Source organism: Maridesulfovibrio sp. (assembly GCF_965230075.1).
Taxonomy (GTDB): domain Bacteria; phylum Desulfobacterota; class Desulfovibrionia; order Desulfovibrionales; family Desulfovibrionaceae; genus Maridesulfovibrio.
Window position 1 is genome coordinate 2,709,002 of the sequence record NZ_OZ245945.1, and the last position, 22,321, is coordinate 2,731,322.

Annotated in this window: 17 protein-coding genes; 5 read left to right on the forward strand and 12 right to left on the reverse strand. The window is 46.3% G+C overall.

Features of this window, described 5'->3' with window-relative positions; genetic code table 11:
- Positions 1-86: 86 nt before the first annotated feature.
- From ACO05Z_RS12345 to ACO05Z_RS12365, 5 genes are all read left to right on the forward strand, one after another.
- A complete protein-coding gene (locus tag ACO05Z_RS12345) occupies positions 87-974 on the forward strand; it encodes a DMT family transporter (protein WP_421902481.1) in 888 nt (295 codons plus the stop codon).
- A 473-nt stretch (positions 975-1,447) separates the two neighbouring features.
- On the forward strand, positions 1,448-1,669 hold the full coding sequence (locus ACO05Z_RS12350; protein WP_421902482.1) for a hypothetical protein: 222 nt from the start codon (positions 1,448-1,450) through the stop codon (positions 1,667-1,669).
- Positions 1,670-1,999: 330 nt separating this feature from the next.
- The gene (wtpA, locus tag ACO05Z_RS12355; protein WP_421902483.1) at positions 2,000-2,977 is read left to right on the forward strand and encodes a tungstate ABC transporter substrate-binding protein WtpA; all 978 of its coding nucleotides are present in this window, start codon (positions 2,000-2,002) and stop codon (positions 2,975-2,977) included.
- A 54-nt stretch (positions 2,978-3,031) separates the two neighbouring features.
- Positions 3,032-3,820 carry an ABC transporter permease subunit gene (locus tag ACO05Z_RS12360; RefSeq protein WP_421902484.1) on the forward strand — a complete coding sequence of 263 codons (789 nt, stop codon included), beginning with the start codon at positions 3,032-3,034 and terminating at the stop codon, positions 3,818-3,820.
- Positions 3,817-4,854, forward strand: a complete 1,038-nt coding sequence (locus tag ACO05Z_RS12365) for an ABC transporter ATP-binding protein (RefSeq protein ID WP_421902485.1) — start codon at positions 3,817-3,819, stop codon at positions 4,852-4,854. The genes ACO05Z_RS12360 and ACO05Z_RS12365 overlap by 4 nt, the downstream gene beginning before the upstream one ends.
- On the opposite strand, the gene ACO05Z_RS12370 is transcribed toward ACO05Z_RS12365, so the two are convergent.
- From ACO05Z_RS12370 to ACO05Z_RS12425, 12 genes are all read right to left on the reverse strand, one after another.
- Positions 4,851-6,299, reverse strand: a complete 1,449-nt coding sequence (locus tag ACO05Z_RS12370; RefSeq protein ID WP_421902486.1) for a polysaccharide biosynthesis C-terminal domain-containing protein — start codon at positions 6,297-6,299, stop codon at positions 4,851-4,853. The genes ACO05Z_RS12365 and ACO05Z_RS12370 overlap by 4 nt on opposite strands.
- 34 nt (positions 6,300-6,333) lie before the next feature.
- On the reverse strand, positions 6,334-8,265 hold the full coding sequence (locus tag ACO05Z_RS12375; RefSeq protein WP_421902487.1) for a heparinase II/III domain-containing protein: 1,932 nt from the start codon (positions 8,263-8,265) through the stop codon (positions 6,334-6,336).
- 14 nt (positions 8,266-8,279) lie between these two features.
- On the reverse strand, positions 8,280-9,260 hold the full coding sequence (locus ACO05Z_RS12380) for an ExeA family protein (protein ID WP_421902488.1): 981 nt from the start codon (positions 9,258-9,260) through the stop codon (positions 8,280-8,282).
- A gap of 12 nt (positions 9,261-9,272) precedes the next feature.
- Positions 9,273-10,160: a polysaccharide biosynthesis tyrosine autokinase gene (locus ACO05Z_RS12385; protein WP_421902489.1), complete on the reverse strand. Its 888-nt coding sequence runs from the start codon at positions 10,158-10,160 to the stop codon at positions 9,273-9,275.
- A 16-nt stretch (positions 10,161-10,176) separates the two neighbouring features.
- Entirely contained in the window at positions 10,177-11,928 is a 1,752-nt protein-coding gene (locus ACO05Z_RS12390) for a GumC family protein (protein ID WP_421902490.1), read from the reverse strand.
- Positions 11,929-11,940: 12 nt separating this feature from the next.
- On the reverse strand, positions 11,941-13,626 hold the full coding sequence (locus ACO05Z_RS12395) for a hypothetical protein (RefSeq protein WP_421902491.1): 1,686 nt from the start codon (positions 13,624-13,626) through the stop codon (positions 11,941-11,943).
- A gap of 38 nt (positions 13,627-13,664) precedes the next feature.
- Positions 13,665-14,162, reverse strand: a complete 498-nt coding sequence (locus ACO05Z_RS12400; protein WP_421902492.1) for a polysaccharide biosynthesis/export family protein — start codon at positions 14,160-14,162, stop codon at positions 13,665-13,667.
- Between the two features lie 152 nt (positions 14,163-14,314).
- Positions 14,315-15,706 carry an undecaprenyl-phosphate glucose phosphotransferase gene (locus ACO05Z_RS12405; RefSeq protein ID WP_421902493.1) on the reverse strand — a complete coding sequence of 464 codons (1,392 nt, stop codon included), beginning with the start codon at positions 15,704-15,706 and terminating at the stop codon, positions 14,315-14,317.
- A gap of 119 nt (positions 15,707-15,825) precedes the next feature.
- Positions 15,826-18,210 (reverse strand): tetratricopeptide repeat protein, encoded by a 2,385-nt coding sequence (locus ACO05Z_RS12410; RefSeq protein ID WP_421902494.1) that lies wholly within the window; start codon positions 18,208-18,210, stop codon positions 15,826-15,828.
- Positions 18,211-18,246: 36 nt separating this feature from the next.
- Entirely contained in the window at positions 18,247-19,755 is a 1,509-nt protein-coding gene (gene xrtD, locus ACO05Z_RS12415; protein ID WP_421902495.1) for a VPLPA-CTERM-specific exosortase XrtD, read from the reverse strand.
- Between the two features lie 137 nt (positions 19,756-19,892).
- A complete protein-coding gene (locus tag ACO05Z_RS12420; RefSeq protein WP_421902496.1) occupies positions 19,893-21,128 on the reverse strand; it encodes an O-antigen ligase family protein in 1,236 nt (411 codons plus the stop codon).
- A 57-nt stretch (positions 21,129-21,185) separates the two neighbouring features.
- Complete coding sequence (locus ACO05Z_RS12425; RefSeq protein WP_421902498.1) at positions 21,186-22,268, reverse strand: glycosyltransferase family 4 protein; 1,083 nt, start codon at positions 22,266-22,268, stop codon at positions 21,186-21,188.
- Positions 22,269-22,321 lie beyond the last annotated feature (53 nt).

Sequence of the window (22,321 nt, forward strand, 5' to 3'; positions counted from 1 at the left end):
ATGCTTGTTTTTCTTTTTTTGATAATTCGAATGCACTGTTACATGCACCAATAATCAGATTCAGGCAACATCGGAGCAATTAGAAAATGCAGCAGCACAACCAGAAAAAAGCATACCTCTACGGCCTTTCAGCCGTTCTCATCTGGTCCACAGTGGCATCAGCATTCAAAATAGCGCTGAGCTACATGGACCCTCTGCACCTGCTCTTCTACGCTGTAATTTTCTCCACCTTCTCCCTCTTCTTAATTTTAAAGGTACAGAATAAAACCGAGCATATAAAGCGCATGGGCAAAAAGGAATTACTGCGAAACGCTCTGCCCGGTCTACTTAATCCTTTCTTATATTATATCGTACTATTCAAGGCTTACGACCTACTCCCGGCTCAGGAAGCCCAACCGCTCAACTACACCTGGGCAATCACCCTTTCGCTGCTTTCCATCCCCTTGCTGGGCCAGAAAATGACCATGCGTGAACTGCTGGCAATCCTGACCAGCTACATGGGCGTGGTGGTCATCTCCACCCACGGCAATCTGCTCAATATTCAATTCAGCAATGGGTACGGAGTATTTCTGGCCTTATTCAGCACCATACTCTGGTCTCTGTACTGGATTATGAATACGAAAAGTAAATCCGATCCGCTGGTGAGCCTGTTTCTGAACTTCTGCTTCGGACTGCCATTAGTAGCCGGAGCCATGCTGATATTTTCCGGACCTCCGCCGCTTAACTTTCCGGCCATACTTTCCGCCGCATATGTAGGATTCTTTGAAATGGGTATAACCTTCGCGCTCTGGCTGAACGCCTTGAAGCTGACCGAAAAGGCATCACGGGTCAGCAACCTGATTTTCCTCTCCCCGTTTCTATCGCTGATATTAATCCACTTTATCCTTGGAGAGGAAATCCTGCCTTCTACGCTGGTAGGATTACTCTTTATCGTGGGAGGGAATGTGATCCAGCAGTTAGGTAAGAAGAGTTAGGCTATAAAAATACAAAAGGACCGGGCTGGAGGTGTCCCGGTCCTTTTTGTACTTAAAGGAGTGATGATGAGGAATGAAGACTATATGTATATTCGGGCACTTGTTGAAGAAAGTGCAGGGGAACAAATTCTTCGCCCGTCTTGAATTTCTACTTAGCATCTAGCGTGCCAAAACAATTTATCCTTTATTTACAGTGTATTATTTAAAAACACTCATTTCTTAACTCCGCCCTGCACATTCTTTTGCACATCTTTTTTGCACATATGTGCAATGCACATCTTCACAAACTGCACATCCATTCAGTCTGCCGCCCCAATGACAAGTTTAAGAATTGACGACAGAACGGTTAAAACCGCGCAACCCACTGTACATAACTATTTTTTCGTATTATGTTATAACTAGCGGAACACGAAGAAACATTGAATCGAAACTCAATATAAAAAATAGACCACTTAGAAGATAAGGAGGAAACTATGCACACACGCCTTTCAGATGTGTACCTGAATCATGAAATCAACGAAAAGATCGAAGAAGCCTGCCAGAATCTGGGAATTAGCAAGAGCATGTTCCTGAATGTGCTGCTGCAGGAGCTGTTCAGCAAGGCCGGTCCTGAGGACCTTTTTTACAACCGGGTTAAACTCTGCAACGACAAAGACCTTGCAGCCACAGCCAAAACTGAACAGATTACCCAGTAACAAACAGACAAGACATTAAAGCCACACAATCAAATCACTCATAAACAGCGGCACCAGAGACAGGGGACGGCGCAAAAATCAGGAACCGATAAACAAGCTGACCTGCATTTTTGCGCCCATGTTTCTTCACAAATCCCGCCGTAGGGACCTTACCGCGCAGCATTTTGATGCTGCTTTTTTTTGTTCTATTTTCAATTTCCGATCAGCTAAATTACTGGCAACCTATTATGCTCTCCATGACATATGTCAGATTTGACAACAATTCCCCTACTAAATATACGGTTATTCCAATTACCTTTTAATTTTAATATCCTAAACTGGAGAGAAAAAATGCGTTCAATATCTTTAGGAGTGATACTCGTTATGCTTTCACTGGTATCAGCTGTTCCCGGCTTTGCTGCCGAGAAACTCAGCGGCGATGTAATCATGTTCCACGCCGGCAGCCTTTCCGTGCCCCTTGCTAAAATGGAAAAGGAATTCGAAGCCATGCATCCCGATGTTGACATCAAGCGCGAAGCTGGTGGCTCCACCAAAATGGCCCGCATGATCTCCGAAGTGGGCAAACCCGCAGACATCATGGCTTCCGCTGACTACGTTGTTATCGACAAGAACCTGATCCCCAAGTTCGCAGACTTCAACATCCGTTTCGCCACCAACCAGCTGGTACTCTGCTACACCGACCAATCAAAATACGCATCTGAGATTAATGCCGACAACTGGTATGAAATCCTCGAAAAGCCTGACGTAGTATGGGGCCACTCTGATCCCAACCTCGATCCCTGCGGCTACCGCAGCGTAATGGTCCTGCAGCTCGCGGAAAAATTTTACGGCAAGAAAGGCCTCTACGACAAACTGGTTTCCCAGCGCAAAAAAGAATGGGTCCGCCCCAAATCCGTTGAACTGATCTCCCTGCTCAAGACCGGAAACATGGACTACGCATGGGAATACCTCTCCGTAGCTGTGCAGCATGGCCTGAAGTACATCACCCTCGATAAGCACATCAACCTTTCCGATTACAAATACAACAACTTCTACAAGCAGGCGAAGGTTACTGTCAGCGGCAAAAAGCCCGGCACCACCATTGACCGCGTAGGTAAATCCATCACCTACGGTATCACCCAGCTTAAAGATGCTCCTAACAAGGCTGCTGCCACCGCTTTCATGGCTTACATGCTCTCCCCTGAGGGCGGCCTGAAAATCCTGAAAGAAATGGGCCAGCCTCCGTTTGTTCCAGCTATTGTTCCTGACGAAGCCATGGTCAAGAACATGCCTGCCGAACTCCAGAAGCTCGTAAAAGTAAAAAAATAACCCGAATACAAAAGGGAAAGCCGGAATTTACCCGGCTTTCCCTACTTCCCGCCCATGAGAAAATTCCACAAGACTTCAATCAGCTCCATTATTTCCACTGTGATGGTCCTAGGCTTCATTCTGGTTCCTTTAAGCCAGTTGATCCTAGGCTCAAGCATTAATGAACTGCTTGAAACCATTCTGGACCCGGATGTACGCGCGGCCATCACCCGCAGCATGCTCTGTTCCGGCATGGCAGCGCTCATATCTTTCGCCATCGGCACCCCTTTTGCCTTCATGCTGGCCCGCAAGGATTTCAAAGGAAAAGCATTGGTGGAATCCATCATCGATATGCCGATCATGATCCCGCACCCGGTCATCGGTATTGCATTGTTGTCCATCGCCGGACGCAACCACTGGATCGGGCAGATGCTGCTCGATGCCGGAATCCGCATTATGGGTACCAATACGGGGATTGTGGCTGTACTTGTCTTTGTAGGTTTACCTTTTTATCTCAACGCCGCCCGGGACGGATTTGAAGCTGTCCCCGAAAGGCTGGAAAAAGCAGCCCGAACCTTGGGCGCTTCACCCACCCAGACATTTTTCCGGGTAACCCTGCCCCTGGCATGGCGCTCCCTGCTGACCGGGATGATTATGTGCATGGCCCGCGCACTTAGTGAATTCGGCGCGGTAGTTATTGTGGCCTACCATCCAATGATCGCCCCGGTACTCATGTACGAGCGGTTCACCGCTTACGGGCTTTCCTATTCCCGTCCGGTGGCTATCTGGCTGATCTTTCTTTCATTGGTGCTCTTTGCGGCACTGCGACTTCTTTCACGCGGACTGGGGAGCAGGGAATCATGATTAAAATTGAAAAGCTGAACGTCGAACTGCCCAAATTCGCGCTGCAGGGCATCAACCTGCACATTCCTGAAGGAGATTTCTTCACCCTGCTCGGACCTACAGGTTCCGGTAAATCCGTGCTCTTGGAAACTATCGCCGGACTGGTCCCGGTAGCTGACGGTTCCATAAAAATTTCCGGCAGTGAGATTGCCCATCTGCCACCGGAAAAACGCGGCCTGTCCATAGTTTATCAGGACTACGCCCTATTCCCGCACCTGAGCGTGCTGGAAAACATCACCTTCGGTGCAAAGTATAAGGGCATCAGCGAAAGTACAGCCGTGCGCAAAGCATCTGAACTGGCAGACAAGCTCAATATATCACACCTACTGACCCGCACCCCGCGCCATCTATCCGGTGGAGAACGACAGCGGGCGGCAATTGCCCGCGCCCTGCTGGTTAACCCGAAAGTTTTACTGCTCGACGAACCTCTTTCCGCACTGGACCCGGCTTTCCGTCAGGAAGTACAGGACCTGCTCAAGGACCTGCACCGCGAAACCGGGATCACCTTTGTTATGGTAACCCACGACTTTGACGAAGCCCTCTACCTTTCCACCAACGGAGCCATCATCAGGAACGGCAAGCTGATTCGCAAAGGTAAAATCAGGGATATATTCAATTCTCCGGGCTCAGAATTCGTAGCCGGATTCGTTGGTATGTCTAATATCTATCCCTGCAAAACCATGACTGATTACGTGAAACTGGCAGACCTAGACCTTACTTACACCAAAGAAAAAGCAGGTTCGGAAACCAGACTGGCTTTCCGCCCTGAAGAAGTGCTGTTGGGCAGTGAAATTGGGGAACGCAACGGGCAAAACAGTTTTTACGCAACCATTAAAGGCATCACCGCCGGAGGCTTCCACGCCAGGGTAACCCTTGATTACGACGGAATGGAAATCTCAGCCCTTGTACCGCGCAAGATGATCGGCAATGGCGAGCTGGAACCGGGACTCCCCATCAAGGTCGCTATCCCCGAACAGAGTCTGCATCTGTTTTAGTGCTGGGTGCGCAGTGTCTCAACCAAAGACCAGACTTTGCGATAATTAAGCAGCAGGTAAGCACTAAGCAAAACAATGATAAGCAACTCGCGATTAATTCCATATGAAGTGAGCAACAAATAAGCTGCAATAATAAATAATTGCAGGGATATAAAAAGCCTCTGGGTGATGTCAAACCAGATTACACCAAAGAACTTGCGGCACTGAAAATATCGAAACAAATTTATGATTACACTTGAGAGACAAAAAGCCGCCCCGGCTCCGCTCACTCCAAAGAAATTGTAAAGCACCACGCACAATCCAGCATTTAAAACAAGCCCTACGGAAGTATTGAAGACCTCCAGCTTGGATTTACCGGAAAGAATGAGCATATAGCCCACCGGACCGACATAGCAATTGCTGAGCTGACCGGCCAGCATCCAAAGCAAACACCCTGTTCCAGCCTCGTACTCCGCACCGAAGAACCCCATAGCCAAATCAGCATAGGCCGCCACGCCCACCAGCAGGATAAAGGAAAAAAAAGTAAGCGCATGGGTTGCGTCACGGTAAAGTGCGGGGATGGCTTGCATGTCGTTACGAGCATGGGCTGCGGAAATTTGTGGAGCGTAAACGCTGTTAAAGGTGTAAAGCAAAATTGAAATACTGAAGGCGATCTTCATGGCCGCAACAAAAACGGCAGCATCTGCAACAGCTCCAACAGCCCCGAGGATCAGTGTATTTATCCAGATAAGCGAAGTCTGGGAAAAAGCGATCACCAGCAGCGGAATGGAAAACAGTACAATTTCACGGACAGTTATATGACTGCGCAGCTTAAGTGATAGTTTTAATGCGTAATCATGACGGGTACTCAGCAATGCGTACACAAAAACCACAACATACAGGGCTGTCACAGCTATCAAAAAATTGAGCACACTTAAATCAGCAACAAAAGCCAATCCCACGAGAACCATCATCCCAAGCGGATGTACAAGGTTCTCCAGCACAGTGATCCCGGACATATCGCCCATACTCTGGCGAACCATAATGTTGATTCTGGTCAGGCTCCAGGCAAAAATTATGGGTGCGGCCCAAAAAACATACGCCCACTTTGACACATCCTTAAAGACAAGTTCAGCCACCGGTTTTGCGAAAAACATCACTGTTGCGGAAAAAAGAAAAGAAAACCCGCCAACAACCACCTGAGAAAAGGTCCACAAGGACGAAATGTCTTTCGATTCTTGCTCCCGGACCTGCGGAATAAAGCTGAGACAAGCGTTACCTATACCCAACTGGGCAAAGTTCGCACAAATAAATGCAAAGGAATAGGCAATGAAAAACAGTCCGGACCCGTAAGCTCCGTACTTCTCAGCCAGCAGCCATGCCACCAGAAGCCCGCTTACTCCTTTAATCCCCTTGGAGACAAACACATATATAAGTTTCCTAAGAGTGGAATGGTCACTGCTCACTTCATCATCCTATCGCAAGTTAGAAACACGCAAATCATAACTTACGCACTTCAAGCTTTGAAAAATCAATCATAAACCGACCACTGCGGCCCTCAACCAAAACAAGATCAGAATCAGGACCGGACTTCAACAGCAGTGACGGATTGGAACACCCTTCTGCGCTGCGCCCCACAGCCGTAAACATAGTGCTCGGAGACGCTGTCTTACGCTGAGCCTGATAGAGCATACCTGAACGGGGAATCTTCTTGGCCATAAACCACAGTAATGAAGAATAGCGTTTCATCCCGGTGCTGAACCCATTACCCTCAAAATTCAAGACATAGCCGCTGTCATTATCAATACAGACCTTCCCGTTAACCATGCGGGCCTTGCGGTAGAGATGCAAAGGATAGGTAATCTGGATAGTTCCCCCCGGAATAACGCGGTCCTTAATGAAAATATCCTCACCATTTATGACTACAACGGTTCTCTTCCACGATTTGGGACGAGCGGAAGCCGGGTAAAACCCAGCCAGTTCGACTTCAACAGCCTGAAAACCTTTGCCGCTGACATATCTGGGCCGGGGCATTGCGCCTCTTTCCTTCTTATAGACAAAAGCCCGGAAAAAGGTCTCTCCTTCCCCGGTCTGGCCCAGTTTATTAAAAGTCAGCGTATTGTGATTCACAGTCAGCTTCTTAAGCGGATAACCGTCATCATGAACCAGTGAACGTTTGCCCAGCCAGACGCCGAAATGTCCCGCATCAGGATGAATATGCGAACCGGGGTAAACTCCCTTGGATTGGGCATGAAATCCCTGCGGTGGACCGCATTTAAATAATATAAGGGAAGCGTCATCCTTCCACGAGGAGCGGGTCAGCAAAATACCGAGGTTATCGAACCAGGCATGCAATGGAAGATTTTGTGGATCCTGCGGCTGCACTTCCGGATCGTACCAGATGTAATCCTGCCAGAGTACTGAGCTCATTCTCTTCTTGCGCTCAATCTCATCAGCCAGCCACTGGGCATGTCCATCATTAAAGATTCCGGCCAGACAACGCAGCATTGTGCCGGGGCCATAATAATCAACCATAGGTGAGTCAGCAAAATCAACATTATACCGGAATCCCGGCAATGATGCATAAAGTCTGAACTTAGCAGTATTTTTCAAAAAGCTATTGGAACGGACCATTCCCAGACCTTGAGCAGGTTCCATAGCCATATAGTAATTTAAAAGCCAGAGAGTACCGTAACTCCAATAAGCGACTCCCTCATGGGAAGCACCGTCCGGGGAGAGCAACCCCAGTACTTCGTTGAAATTTTTCTCAGCTGTTTTCAACCACTTTAATGCTCGACGGTCCTCACCGTATAAGGCAATTCCCGCAACAGCCAAGGCTCCGGTATTCACATAGTTATGGTTCTGAAGCTGTCCACGCGACTGTGCCCACCATAGACGTTTTGAGACAAGTATTTCATGTAGTATTTCTGCATGTTCAACAATAGAATCCTTAATCATCAGCCGCATTGCTGAAGATAATTCATCATAAAACCAGTCATAGGCGAGTGAGAGGGCGAAAAGTCCGTGTGCGGCTCCAATATCCTCGTTATTACCCCAGACCTGCGCAGAACAGAAAGTCCGCAACAAGTTCTGCACAGCAATAAAGGAACTGGAATCTCCGGTAATTAAATAGTAGAAAGCATTATCCACCAACCCGTCAGCAGGGCGGCGCACAGATTCATTGTTGTAACGAAGCAGGTTGTTAGGCACCCTGTTGCCCACCATTGCACGGGCACGCTTGCGGATGATGCGTAGAAAATCGGAATAAGGCTTTTCGTTTTTAAAGGACCGCAATTGTTCTAAGCGGGCCTTAGTGAAATAAAGTCTGGGGCGTTCCTTGAAAACAGAATAATCGGCAGCGGATGCGGAAAATGGAAACATCCACAAAACCGAAACCAGCAACAGTACCGCCATGACCGGCTTATACCGCATTACGCCCCCTTAAGTTATTTTAAACTCAGAATCTTCATCTTCTTTATTATCTTTACCAAAGTACGCTTTACAATACCCACAGAAGATTCAAGGCTGGCAACCCTTTTTTCCAAATCATCAATATAGCGACCCACCTCATCCTCGGCATATGAATTTGAGGATTCAGGCACGGTAAGCAACCCGTCGCTTATGCGCTCTTTGGCAAAAGTCTCCACAACCTCGGCGGTAACAGGCTTAATATCATCCGCAAAACCGTAGATAAGCGAACCTTCACAAAGGACATTGATATTACGGGGAATTCCATGGGAATACTCATTAATCTTTGCCACCGCACCTTCAGTGAAAACCATAAACGGGTCCTCAGCTCCGCCCTGCCGCAAACGGTAATAAACATACTCCTGCACTTCCTGCTCCCGCAGCCGGGAAAGATGGGCACTAACTACAATACGCTGCACAATCTGACTATAGCGGGCCTTGCGAAGACGATCACGAAACCCGGTCTGACCAACCATAAGGATAGAGATGAGATTATCTTTTCCGGCCTGCAGATTGGAAATCATACGGACCTGCTCCAAGGCATCGTCACTCAAGTTCTGGGCCTCATCCAGAATGAGCAGCACACGTTTATCTCCATTGGTATAAATATCAAGTAAGTGCTGCTGCAAGGCATCAAGACATGAAGCCGGGGTAGGATTTTCAGGCAATTCAGCTTCCAGTTCAGTGAGAATCATCTCCACAATGTGGTCACCGCCGACTGCACTATTGAAGATAACCCCGACAATTGTATCATCGCAATGCTCCACCACCAGCTTATATATGATGGAAGTCTTACCTGTACCGGCATCCCCGGTAAGCAGAATCAAGCTGTCCCCGTTCATCAAGCCGTAATCAATATGGGTAATGGCCTGCTGGTGCCACTGGCTCAAATAAAAATATTCAGGGTCAGGCAGAATATTGAAAGGCTTTTCATTCAAGCCGTAGAATTCTCGATACATTTAACCACCACCTCAGCTGACAACATCAAGGCTTTCTTTTTCGGTCTTATTGAGGACAACACCTACGATATTACGTCCTTCAAGAAGATTGAGGGCTTTCTGCACATATTCACGCGAAGTTTTACCAGCTTCCACAACAAATATAATACCATCTACATAACTAGAAAAAACCAAAGCATCAGGCGCATGCAACAAATCCGGGCAATCAAAGACAACGTAACGGTCCGGATAACGTTCCTTCATTTCCATAATCAACTCCTGCAGCTTCGGGGACCCCAGAATTTCGGTGGACCCTTTGATCGGCTCCCCGGCAGGAAGGAATGAAAGTTTGCTAATGCCCGGTTTGATTAAGAGATCAGGTACAGGAATATCATGAAGCAGGTGATCGGTCAGTCCCTTTTCCACTTCTATTCCCAGATACTTATGGATACTCGGGTTACGCATGTCAGTATCCACCAGCAAAGCGAACTGGTCCACCTCGCGGGCAATACTTATGGCCAGATTAATGGAAGTAATGGTCTTGCCTTCCCCCGGCATGGCACTGGTAACCATCAGTACATTATGCTTTTTACGCTTGGTGCGATGAAAAATCTGGGTCCGCAAAAGGTTGTAGATATCAGTAAAAGCAGAACTACTGTGCTTGGTAAGAATCCTGTTCTTAGCAAGCTCCAGTTCATCAAGCACAATATCATCATTATAAAAAGTTGTTGGAATGTTACAGCTTTGTCCCATTTCTACCGCTGCATCAGATTTATCATCCTTATCAGCTTCAAGCACAGGGGGTGGCATTTCAGCAACAGCATGTTCAACGGTTACTTCCCCGTTCCTAACGCTGGACTGTTCTTCCTGCAATATGCGATTTCGTCTGGCCTTTTCAACAGCCTTGAGCAGCTTGCTCATATTGACTCCCTGTCCATTAGAAATTCAAAATTATTTTACGCACAATTTTAACAGCAATAACATCAATCGGCATAAAGAAAATATGGATCGCAGCCACACTCAATGCCATGGAAGAGAAAAACACGAGCGTCATAATCCACTTTTTACGCACCAATGCCCGGGCCTCCAACTCTGTCTCCCAGTAGGGGACAATGGCAAGCACAGGATATTTCACAATAGCCGACAACTCTTCCGGCCTGCGAATTGAGCGATCCATAAACTCCAAAACAGTACCGGTACCAGCTCCCACACCGAGGGAAAGCACAAAACCCACCAGAATCAAAGCCAGCCTGTTGGGTCTAATAGGCTTTTCCGGAACAATTGGCGGATCAATAAGGGTAAACCGCTCAGCAAGCTGACTCTGTTCCAACCCCTTTGCTTCACGGGCAGACAGCAGCCTGTTATTGATATCCTGATACTTGATCTGTGCGTTTTCATAATCACGCAGCAACACCTTATATTCCTGCTCTACCTGCGGGGTATTGATTATTCTGCGCTGATAGGATGCATACTTGTTGGCAAGCTCCGCATAATTCCTTTCCGCCTCGGCAATTTCAAGTTCGGTTGAAGCAATCTGGGTTTCAATCTGAATGTATCCCGGGTTATCGGGAAGCTCAGATGTAGAATCAAACATTGCATCCTGCAAAGCAGCTTCTTCAAGACTCTCGTTAAGAGAATCAATTTGCTTTCGCAGCAAAACCACTTCAGGGTGCTTCTCCGAATATCTCTTGCGCAGGACAGTAAGCTCCTGCTCTTTGTTCTTAATTTCCCGGCTTATGGATTCAAGGTTATCAGCTGCATCTACTTCCTTTTCAAGGGATTCAATCTGCTTTTGCATGGCCAGCACGTCAGGATGTCTTGCTGAATACCGCGACTGCAAGGAAAGAAATTCGCGCCTAAGTTTTTCAAGATCCTCACGGGCAGTGGGAAAACGGGTTCCGTCATTAGAAACAATACGCAGGTGAGGATCAATACTGGCCCGCTGCCCCTCGAGGTAAACCTTACGGTTCTTCAGAGATACGATTTGCTCCTGAACCTGATCCAGCTCCCGTTGGAGGCGTTCCATAGAATTCATGTTGTGAATCAACAGTTCCGGTAACTCATTTACATGGTCTTCTTTAAAAGCGGCAATATTTGATTCCAGCTCCAAAATCTCGGAACGCAACTCAGCAAGCTGTAATTCAAGGAATTCAAAGGTCGAGGTAGCTTTTTCCTCTCTCTCCTTCAGGTTTTCCTTAAGATAAAGAGAGGTAAGGACGTTTGCGACCTGCGCAACCTTTTGCGGACTACGCCCCTCATAAGAAAGGGTAAATGCTACAGTTGCCGTACCCGGACGCCCGGAATACTGGTTGGTAACTTCAGCGGTAATAGGCTCCAGCTGGATATCCTCGCGCATCTTGGCGATAATTTCTTCGGTGGTATATTTACCGACCAGATCAGGATACAGTTCAAATTCCTTAATAATATTCAAAAGGTTACCATGGCTGAGAACTACCTGTGAAATGGCCTGCAACCTTTCTTCAACAAATCCTGTAACCGTGGTCTGGACTAAATCCTGCGGGATATCCTGATCTTCAATCAGAATAGTTGCCGTGGATTTGTATACCGGGGCGAGAACAAAAGCCAAAATGAAGATCAAGGAAAACACAGCTCCCGCAGGCAAAAGAAACTGATACTTCCTGCGCTTAAGTACATCGAAATAATATGCAATATCCGAGCTTTCCTGCATATGCCCGCTCCCTTATTTTATCTCAGTCGGAAATGAATAAGAAAATCCGACCCAACTTTTAAATCTTTCATCAGTATCGCCACTAATCTCATCACGCGAGAGGTTGACGCTTACTCCGCAATATGCGGTCCAATCTTTTTCAAATATCCAATTAAATATAGCCTGGGAAAAAACACCTGTTGACTTGTGTTTGTCTCCCCCACTCTTACCGTCAGACTCATTCATCCAGTAAGTATTAATATTGTCCAGAGTGAAGTACTCCGAAAACTCATATCTAAAATAAATTTCCGCTTGATCAAAAATTTCATTCTCACCATACCGTCCGGGACGAACTGTCCTTTCAAGAGCGGGAACAAAGGCGAATTCCAGTTCACGATATGCCAACTCGGCACGAAACTGGTAGAGAAAATCAAGGCTATCCCCGGTAGTTGTATCACTGGAATAATTAGAGGAAGTAATTCCCGGCCCACCTTTTACTGAAAGCTTCCAGCCCTCGGTGAACTGATGGTCAATACCAACTACTCCCTGAAAGGAAATCTGATCACTCTTGAAATCATCAATTTCACGGCTGAAGTGAGTAAAGGTATTCATTTCACCCACATAAAGAGTAGTCCGTTCGTTGTCCAGAGCATGGCCCCAAACAAAACTGAGCACATTGGTCAGGTAATCCGAATCGCTCTTACGCTCATAGTTGGTTTTATCTATGTAATTACTGATTACAAGACGGTCCTTTTCTCCCATAAGCCATGTAAGTGAAGGAGTGGCTGAGGTCTTCAAAATGACAGTCGGGTCAATATCCACACCACCTGATTCATAAGTATTCTGGTCAACATTGTGGTAACGCTTATGATTCAACTCCAGTGAACCTTGCAGAGCCGGACCGAAGCGATAATTGCCGGAAAGATTTAAATCATAATCATACCTATCCAGCTCATTATGATTCAGATAGTCCTTGTAGATGAAATCCCCCCTGAAATTGACCTGCATGGCTTCATCATAAATATCAAGCTTTAACGCGGGTGTAATCTCAGTAACGAAATCATCAAAGTCCTTGTAATCCACATTACTGTCGTACATTTCCCGCATCCTAATAATAGGCTTGACCTTGACAACTTTGCCGGTCAAACCTGCAGCACGCTTTGGAGTTGTGAAAAAACCGCTATCGCCTGATGCAATTGCTTCCTTTTTCCGGGCATTTTCCGAAGGAATAAGCGAAACAGAATCGGCCTTGATACTCTCTTTATCTTCCGGCAAGTCCTCTTTAGTTCGCCCAGCGGACTTTCCTTTAATATCAGTAGAAGCAAGCATGACCGGGGAAGTTTCTGAATGAGAACTTAAAACCGGAGCATTAGATTCAACAACATGTTTTTCAGCCTGTGTATTTTCAACTGAAGCGCGTGGCGCTGCACGCCGATGCACGATTTCATCGGGGACAACAGCCCTGACCTGCGCCCCCTGCTCGCCAACAGGCTCAAAAGGCTCAGCCACAAGGGTCACATCATTTACCGGCCGCTTAAGGTCAGCCACAAAAATAGCTGAACCAGTTTCCGCCTTGCCGGACCAGCTTTCAAGCGGCTGAATCACAGGAACCTTGACCCGCCAGGAGACTCCTCCTTCTCCTGCAAGAACAACGCAGACCGGTACCAGCACGAGGCTGAATACCATAGCGCGTAAGATTCTGCGAACCGGTCCTGACATCTGACTCCCCTGTCAAAATCGATTAAAGCAGGCATATCCTAAGGTACGATAATGGTATCGCCGGGTTTCAGGAGGATATTCTGCTTCAAATTTTCCCCTTCAGCCAATTGGTCATAGTCAAAAGGAAATACCTTCTGTGAACCGTCCTTATTTTTGCGGACGATGATAATGTTGCCGCTTTCCGCAAAAGGACTTAATCCCCCGGACATGGCCAGCGCCTGAACCACTGTCATATCCTGTCCCATCACATGGACTTTGGGGTTATTCACCTTTCCCATGACATAAACCTTAGGGTGCTCCACCTTGCGCAGGATAACCGTCACCGGAGCATCAGGAACGAACTCGGCGATACGCTCCTTCAGCTTCTCACTCAGTTCATTCACGGTCAGCCCTCCGGCCTTCAAATCCCCGGCAAGAGGAAATGAAACGCCGCCGTCCGGCCTCACTACAACCTCTCTGGCAAGTTCTTCATCGCCCCAGACCGAAATTTCAATGATATCCTCAGGCCCTAACCTGTATTCATCATTGACAGTCAATTGGGCGGAAGCTCCCCGAGGGGACAATGCAAAGAAAATGACAAATAAACACAAAGCAAATAATTTCAAGACTTTCACGTCGCCTCCCAAAAGAACACAAAATTCTTATTTAATGAAATTAAACTCTTAGGTCATTTTTCAGACATATACGGTTACTGTCTCCATGCAGACTTAAAGACAGTCTTCAAAATAATCTTCAAATCCATAAGCACGGACCAGTTCTGAAGGTATTCAATGTCAAAGGAAATACGCTTCTGCATATCCTCATCACTTTTAACCTCGCCCTTGTATCCGTTAATTTGCGCCAGCCCGGTAATTCCCGGCTTTGAAATATGCCGCAACATGTATCCGGGAATATGCTTGCGATAATCTTCATTCATTTTAACGGCATGCGGTCGAGGCCCGACAATAGACATGTTTCCCGCCAGCACATTAAAAAACTGTGGCAATTCGTCAAGACTGTTCTTGCGCAGAAACATGCCGAAGCGGGTAACGCGAGGATCTTTTTCCGTGGCCGGTGTAAAATTGTATCCATCTTCCAGAACCTTCATTGTCCTGAACTTATAGATCTGAAAAGGCTCGCCTTCCAGCCCGTACCGCCATTGCCGAAAAAAGACCGGACCTTTTGAAGTCAGCTTAATCCCCATTGCTATCAGGAGCATGAAGGGAGAAATCAAAATTAAAATCACGCTGGCGACAATCAAGTCTTCCATCCGCTTGGCGAAACCGTTCATCCCTTCAAACGGAGAACTCCGGAGCACAATTGCAGTCTGTCCGGCGACATGGGCAACATCCCCGCCCATGAGATGTTTAAAAATGGTCATGTCTGGGAAAAAATAAATTTGGGCCGTAGTATCTTCCAGCCCGAGCAGAAGCTTATTGAGCATGGCTTCATCACGCATTGGCAAAGCAACAAAGACAAGCTGTATATGGTTTTCCTTCACATAATCCGGCAGGTCATCCAATACACCGACACAAGGGGCGGCCCCCTTGCAGCTGGAGTCAGTAGAATCAAAAAACGCCATTATCCTGATTCCCGCCCAAGGATTATCCTGCACCCAGCCATCAAGGGAATTAGCGAGTTTCCCGCAACCGGCAACAATCGCTTTTCTTCCTGCTACATTTTCCGCAAAAAAACGGGAAACAATCTTGCGTATGAAAACACGTTCCAGACAGAGCAAAGCAGGCCACAAAATCATCGCCGCAAGAACAACCCGCCTAGAATAAACACTTGAAACCTTAAAGGCATACCCCGAAAGCAACAACCCTCCGAAGACAAGCAGAACAGCTACGATAATACGGTTACATTCCTGAATAATATCTGATCCAGCCCAGTCCCGGTAAACACCGCCAATATGGAAAGCAACAAGTCCCAATGCCGCAGTAACTGCAACCAGCAACGCAAGATATGTCGGCCGGGATGAAAAAGATTCCGGTGAAAAAATATTGTAAAGGACAAGAAGCAAAAAAATCCCAACCCCTATGTCCACAATCCGGTGAAACGGTTCTAGCATATTTGGCGAAATGCTGATCTTCCGGTCCATCGTCCCTCCTGAACTGAAGCAAAAAAAAGAAACTGACTAATTAACTATAATCTTAACAAAAAAAATGGAGGATGCATAACTTTGCATCCTCCATAATTTTTCTTAATATTTTTTTCATCCTAAAGCCGCTCAAGCAAATTGACAGCATCCTTTCGCTCTGGGAAATCATCTTTGCTTTTCAACAGCTTATTAAGAATCTTCTTCGCTTCATCATTTTTACCTTCACGGTAATAAACTAAAGCCTTGTGGAACTGAGCAGCAGAAAACTCCGGCAACAGCTGCAGGGCGGAGTTAAAGACATGCAGAGCCTGCTGGTATTCACCATTCAGGTAAAGCACATATCCAAGGGTATCCAGAGCTTCCGGACTTTGGCTGCTAGCCGCCACCCTAGCCAGCTTAAGGGCCTGCTCCATGTATTCTCCACTATCGGAAAACTTAGTCGCAAGCAGGTAAGCCAGGTTGTTTGCAGCCAACTGAAAGCCGGGGCGCTGTTCCAGAAGCTTGGAGTATACTTCCCGCGATTTCTCATACTCTCCATTCTGCTCATAAAGAAGACCGAGCAGAAACTGCGGGCCTGGATTTTCACTATCCTTTTTTATCTCTTCCTTAAACTTGGCTATACCCTGCTTAAGCTTCTTATTACTTACATAGAGATCGCCGATACGCAGATACGGAAGCATCCATTCCGGTGCGAGGGTCACTGCTCTGGAATAATTGGTTTCCGCAGCCTTAAAATTCCCCCTGGCGGCATAGACCTTACCCAGAAGCTCATAAATACGCGCATTATCCGGGAATTTTTGAAGCAGCTTTTCGCAGAAATTAGTAGCAGCAGTATATTTGTGCTGAAGAATAAAGATATCCACTTTACCCTGAATAGCCGCAAGGGATTCCGGTGAAACCTTCAGGGCAGCGGTATAATGTTTCTCCGCCAAGGAATTCTTACCCAAAGAGCGGGCCAATTCGGCCAACTTCATCTCTCCTACAGGAGAATCGGGAAACTTCTGAGCCAACTCGGTAAAAGTACGGCTGGCGAGATTCTTATCACCTTTAATGGCATAAACATCGCCGATTGCAGCCAGTATCTGGATATCATCCGGTCTTTTCTCCCTGAGCCGCTGCAATTCAAGAATTGCCTGATGCCAATCTTTACGGTCAAGGTAAGTATTAATCAGCACTTCCCTTGCCGGGGCATACCCTGAATCAAGGTTGATCGCTTCCTTAAGATTTTCAATGGCTATATTGGTTTCATTATTAATCAAATGAGCACGGGCCAACAGGACGTAGGCAGGCGCACTTTCGGGGTTATCCCTAACCACCTGGCGGAACTCGGAAACAGCAAGATTTCCACGCCCCTCAAAAAGATAAATCTGACCACGCAGATAATGAGCCTCAGCATCCTTGGGGTTCAATTCAATTACATTATCAAGCTGCTCAATAGCTTTTTTAGGTTCATTCATGTCCAGATACATTGTTGCAAGCTGCTTGCGGTAAACAACGTAATCAGAACTGTCCGCTCCTTCCGGGTCCAAAGCGACACCATCCAAGAGGACTTTCACTGCTTCTCCCTGCCTCCCCTGCGACATATAAAGTCCGGCCAGAGATGTCCTGATCGGCAATGAGGCTGGATCAAGAGCCAGCCCTTCGTTAAGAACTTTTTCAGTTTCAACAAACTTTTTCTGGGAATTAAGGACCCTTGAGTAAAGTACCCTGTATTCTGCTTCTTCAGGGTGATCATGGACAACTTCAGCCATCAACTCTGCGGCCTTGGCATCATCGTCCATGGCTGAATAAAATTCAGCCGCAAAAACCTTTGTACGGGGATCACCTGCACTATTCTGCAAAAGTTTTTCCACATACTTCAAAGCTATATCAGACTGGTTGTTCTGACGGTAAAAAGCCACAATCTTCATCAGCAGAGAAGCATTGCGAGGCAGACGGCTAAGTCCCTCCAGCAAGGCGGCTTCAGCCTTCTTCATATTGCCCTGTCTGGCAAAAACACTACTCATGGAAAGATAGACATCAGGGTTACCGGGATCTTCGTTCAAGGCAACTTCAAGCATTTTCTGTGCTTCAGCAAACTTCTTGCTTTCAGCAAGGACAGACGCCAGCACCAAACGAGCCTCAATGTTTGAAGCATCTAAATTCAAAGCCTTACGAGCCATATCCCCGGCATCATCATATTCACGGGCCAACAGATAAAGCTTGCTAAGCTCCACCTTAGCTTCAGTCAGTGTCGGGTCAAGATCTACGGCGTACCTGAAATTGATGAAAGCGCCTTGGAAATTGCCATTTTCCAAGGCAACCTTGCCATATAACAAGCGGCACGCAGCACACTCGGGATCAATGGAAAGAGCATTCTTTATTTCAAGACCGGCCTCGGTAATCATCCCTTTATTAAAATATTCCACTGCCTTCTGATAAAAATCATCCCGCCTCTTTTCGCACCCTCCAAGGATACAGACGGTTAAAACTATCAGGAGTACCGTAAGAAAATACTTTCGCATTGATTTCCCCGTATTTTTAAATTCAATACCTAAACACTATTCAGGAATATAAGGTTTAAGCCTTGTTGAAAAGTTCTTAATGAAACTCTCAAGAATCTGCTGACCATGCTCCACACTTTCATCCTCATTCAAGAGAAGTTCAACCCTGATGAGAGCACCGTCAGTGCGTTGTTGGGTAATGGAATCAACGGCCAGATAAACCTTATTCATATATTCATTAGTTATAACCCTGCCCCGCTGCTGAAACCAGTAAAAAGCCAACAACCGTTGCCCCGGTTTATCAAGCAGCAACCTGCGGACCTTGAATGGACGCCCATTCTGCGGATTTGCAGGCAAGTCACGGGATGAAGAAAGACTCCATCCGCCTCCGCCCAGCATGCAACTGACAGGATTATGGGCTGCCCGCTGCGGTTCCTGATAATCATAGTAGGTAACCAGAACTAATATATCACGTCCGCTACGCTTGTCCCGGAAAACCCCGGAAAGGTAATCATCGGAACCAAGTGATTCGAGGATGTCATCCCCGTAAAACTGCTTCTTCCCGGTATAGTCCCCGGTTTCCATCGGAAAACTTTCAAAGCTTGTGCGCTGCGGTATTACACGCCCGGTAAGCAGATACATATTCCCGGCAAAATAAATCCCAAGAACTGCAGCCATCAAAAAAACATGCAAAGCCCTTCCCGTAGGCACTCCGTAATATCCGGGCCGGGAGTCTGCCCGCTGCTCCGGTTTCCGTCCGCCAAAAAGGTTTAACAGCAGGCTCCATGTTGCCAGCACAATTATCGAAAGCAGATAAATTACAATCCCAGAAGCATCATGAAAAAAACTCTCTGCTGTTTCCACGGAAACATAGCGGGCCAGATAGCCGACAATAGTTATGCGCAAGGCATTGGCAAAAATCGCAGTAGGTACGGTGGACAGGATAACCAGTATCCGCTGCCATGTGCGGGAATTAAACCAATACCCCATCAAAATACCAAGCAGGATGGTGGGGAAAACATAACGCAGCCCGCTGCAGGCATCCACCACATGCAATTGAATCACACCGAGATCAATAACATTCCCCTCCCGGAAGACGGGAATGTCAATGAGTTGCATTATGCGCACAGATATATCGGAAGAAATAAGGCGCAACTTAAAAGTAAGGGTTCGATTGATAAAAGGCGGCGGCGGGACAGCAAACGCAAGCACAAGCAGCGGAAAGAAGAAAGCTTTCATAGAGCGCCAGCCGTAGACAAAAAGTACCAGTGCCACAATTGTCAGCCACATGGAAATAAACACCAAAGCATCTACAGCAGCAGCCTTACCCAGAAAAAAGAAAACACCACCGAGCAGGAGCACCAGATAACCGGAGCCTGACGATGGTGTAATCACTTTCGGAAGCAAATCTTTACGTTGCCACGCCACATAAAGGGCAAGCGGGACAACCAACCAGCAATATGAATAGTCATCGGTATTCCACCTCCTTAAAAGAGGCGGAAAGGAGTCCCAATACAGCATGATCCATGCTGCAACAACAGAAATGAAAGATAAAACGGCTGCCACTTATAACACTCCCGGATCAAGAAATACCGCAGGGCTTGCAAAAACAACTTGTTTTATCATTCAGTAACAGAAAAAAGCATGATCAGGAACATCAAAACAGCTTGAAATAAAAAACTTAGTTAAAAACAGTTCCATAATCATGGCTGTTTTCCGCTCTCAATTATCCTTTCTGCTTCTTGCTGTACTCCTTCAAGCTTCTGTTCTCTGCGGAGCTTATGTTCCGGCAACTCAATATAAGCCAGTAAAGCATAAAACATCTGTCCCAAGCCAAAGCGGGTCACATAACTGTTGCTGACAAAGTTCACAAATGTCACGGTCAGAAAAAGAGCAAGGAAGACATAGCGCTCCCTGCCCTCAAGTTGTCGTATCTTTTGAAAAAGACAGAATTGAAACCCCATAAACAGGAAGAAACCGACAAGTCCTGTCTGGGTCAGGACGTCAAGAAAATCATTATGACTGTTCAAAACGTCACCGCTTTTCAGGCGCAGGTTAATATGTGCATTGATGTTCCCAACCCCCACTCCGGCTAATATACCGTCTAAGGGCTGGGAGGCATATGCTTCAATATTGTGCTTCCAGATAAGCGGACGCCCTGATCCGAACTGCGACTTGTCCGGTCCCTTCACTGCATCGACCATATCGAAAAAGATCGTATACACTACAGCGGCTGAAAGAATGAGTATAACCCCCATGACCAGACTTAGAAAAGCTAGAAGTTTTTTATTAACCCTGAACAGATAGTAATAAATAAAAAGCATAAAGCCAAAAAAACAAGTTCGCACATAACTTTTATACAGGCAGTAAAGAGCAAAAACACTTATCATGCAGGAAAAAACAAAAAAGAACCTCTGCTTAATAATAGGTATAAGTTCCTCATGCTGTGCGCATATTACTGCAAAAAGAACCAGAGTCATCAAATATAAGGACATGCAATGCCCAAGATTATGGGGATTCACATACACACCACTGTAGCGGAACAAATTATTCCAATACAAAACCCTATACAACCCCTTACCCTGTACAATAAGAAATGTACTTGCTAAAATAGGGATAGAATAGCCAATAAGCATTAGTTTTATATAATGGGCATATTCTTTAGTAGTAGTAATAACATTTTTCAGAACAAAATAGGTAATGAACGGAAGGACAAATTTTGCAGCGTCCTTAATATTAGAACGGTCAATATAGAGCAGATAAACAAACCAGACCCAGAGAACAAAAGAAAAAAGGAAGAAATCTACAACTGAAATATTTATTGTTTTTGTTGCAATGGCACGAAGAATAAAAGCAATAACCAAAATCCCAGAAGCAAAAATAGCGAAGACCTCGGTCACATTAAGACCGAAGACCAGCCACCCGATATCAACAAACATGATCGGGCGGAAGAAAAAGAACATGAACAATAACGCAGTCATGCAACACCCACCATTTTAAGTCTGAGAATTTAACTGTTCATAAAAACCGAAAATACGATCCGTAACCCTACGGGAACTAAAATGTTCAGCTGCATAATTTCGGGCATTTTCAGATAATTCTAATCTTAAACCGGGATCATCAACCACTCTACCAACCGCATCGGCAATCGCCTCGGCACTGATTTCCTCCAGCAGAACTGCTGTCTGCCCCGGTTTGACCACATCTTTGATGCCTCCGGCAGAGGTCACAACCGGCACAAGACCTGAAGCCATGGCTTCAAGTAATGAAACCGGACAGCCCTCTGATCTGGACGGAAGCAGAAAAACACATGATTCTCTCAATGCCCTATCCTTATCAACTCCCTCAATGTATCCCGGAAAAAATGCGTTTTGAAGCTTGAGACTCGCTGCTTTTTCCATAAGCCGTTCACGCTCAGGGCCATCCCCGGCCATGAGCAAGCTCAGACCATCATACCTTTCATTCAACAACGCAAAAGCTTCGAGAAGTTCATAGGCTCCCTTACCCCTGATCATCCGGGAAAGAAACAACAATGTCTTCCCATCCTTGTTACAGGCTTCGGACCGGGGGATACTATCAATATCAACCATTGTACTGACGACTACTACCCGACTGGGATCAACCCCAACGTGCGCCAATCTTTGCTTAAACTCATCAGCAAGCACAACAACCTTACCGGCTCTGTTTAAAATCATACAAAACAAGCGTGAAGTTACAGTTCTGGCTGCAAGGCGATTAAAAAAAGCATGGTCCCAGCCATGATTAAAAATCAAAATTCTGCCGGAATATCCAAAGAGAAAAAAAAGTAAGATTAGAGCGGATTCCTTAAGAATAGACACAAGATTCATCGACGGGTTCATATGAATGACATCGAAACGATTGAACAAAAGCAACCGGGTAAATAAGAAAAGATCTGCAAGAGTCCTCAAATAACGGACAATCCCTTTCTGCCCAAACCTGCGTCCGTACGGAGCAAGTGTCACATCCATTCTTCCTTCAAGCTCACGCAACAGCAACTTTACAGTTTCAACCACTCCTCCCATATGGCGTAAATCTGTCGAAACAAGCAGCAGCCGCATTTGTACTCCAAAATTAGTTTACGATTATCTTTATTTCTAAATAGCTCAATTAG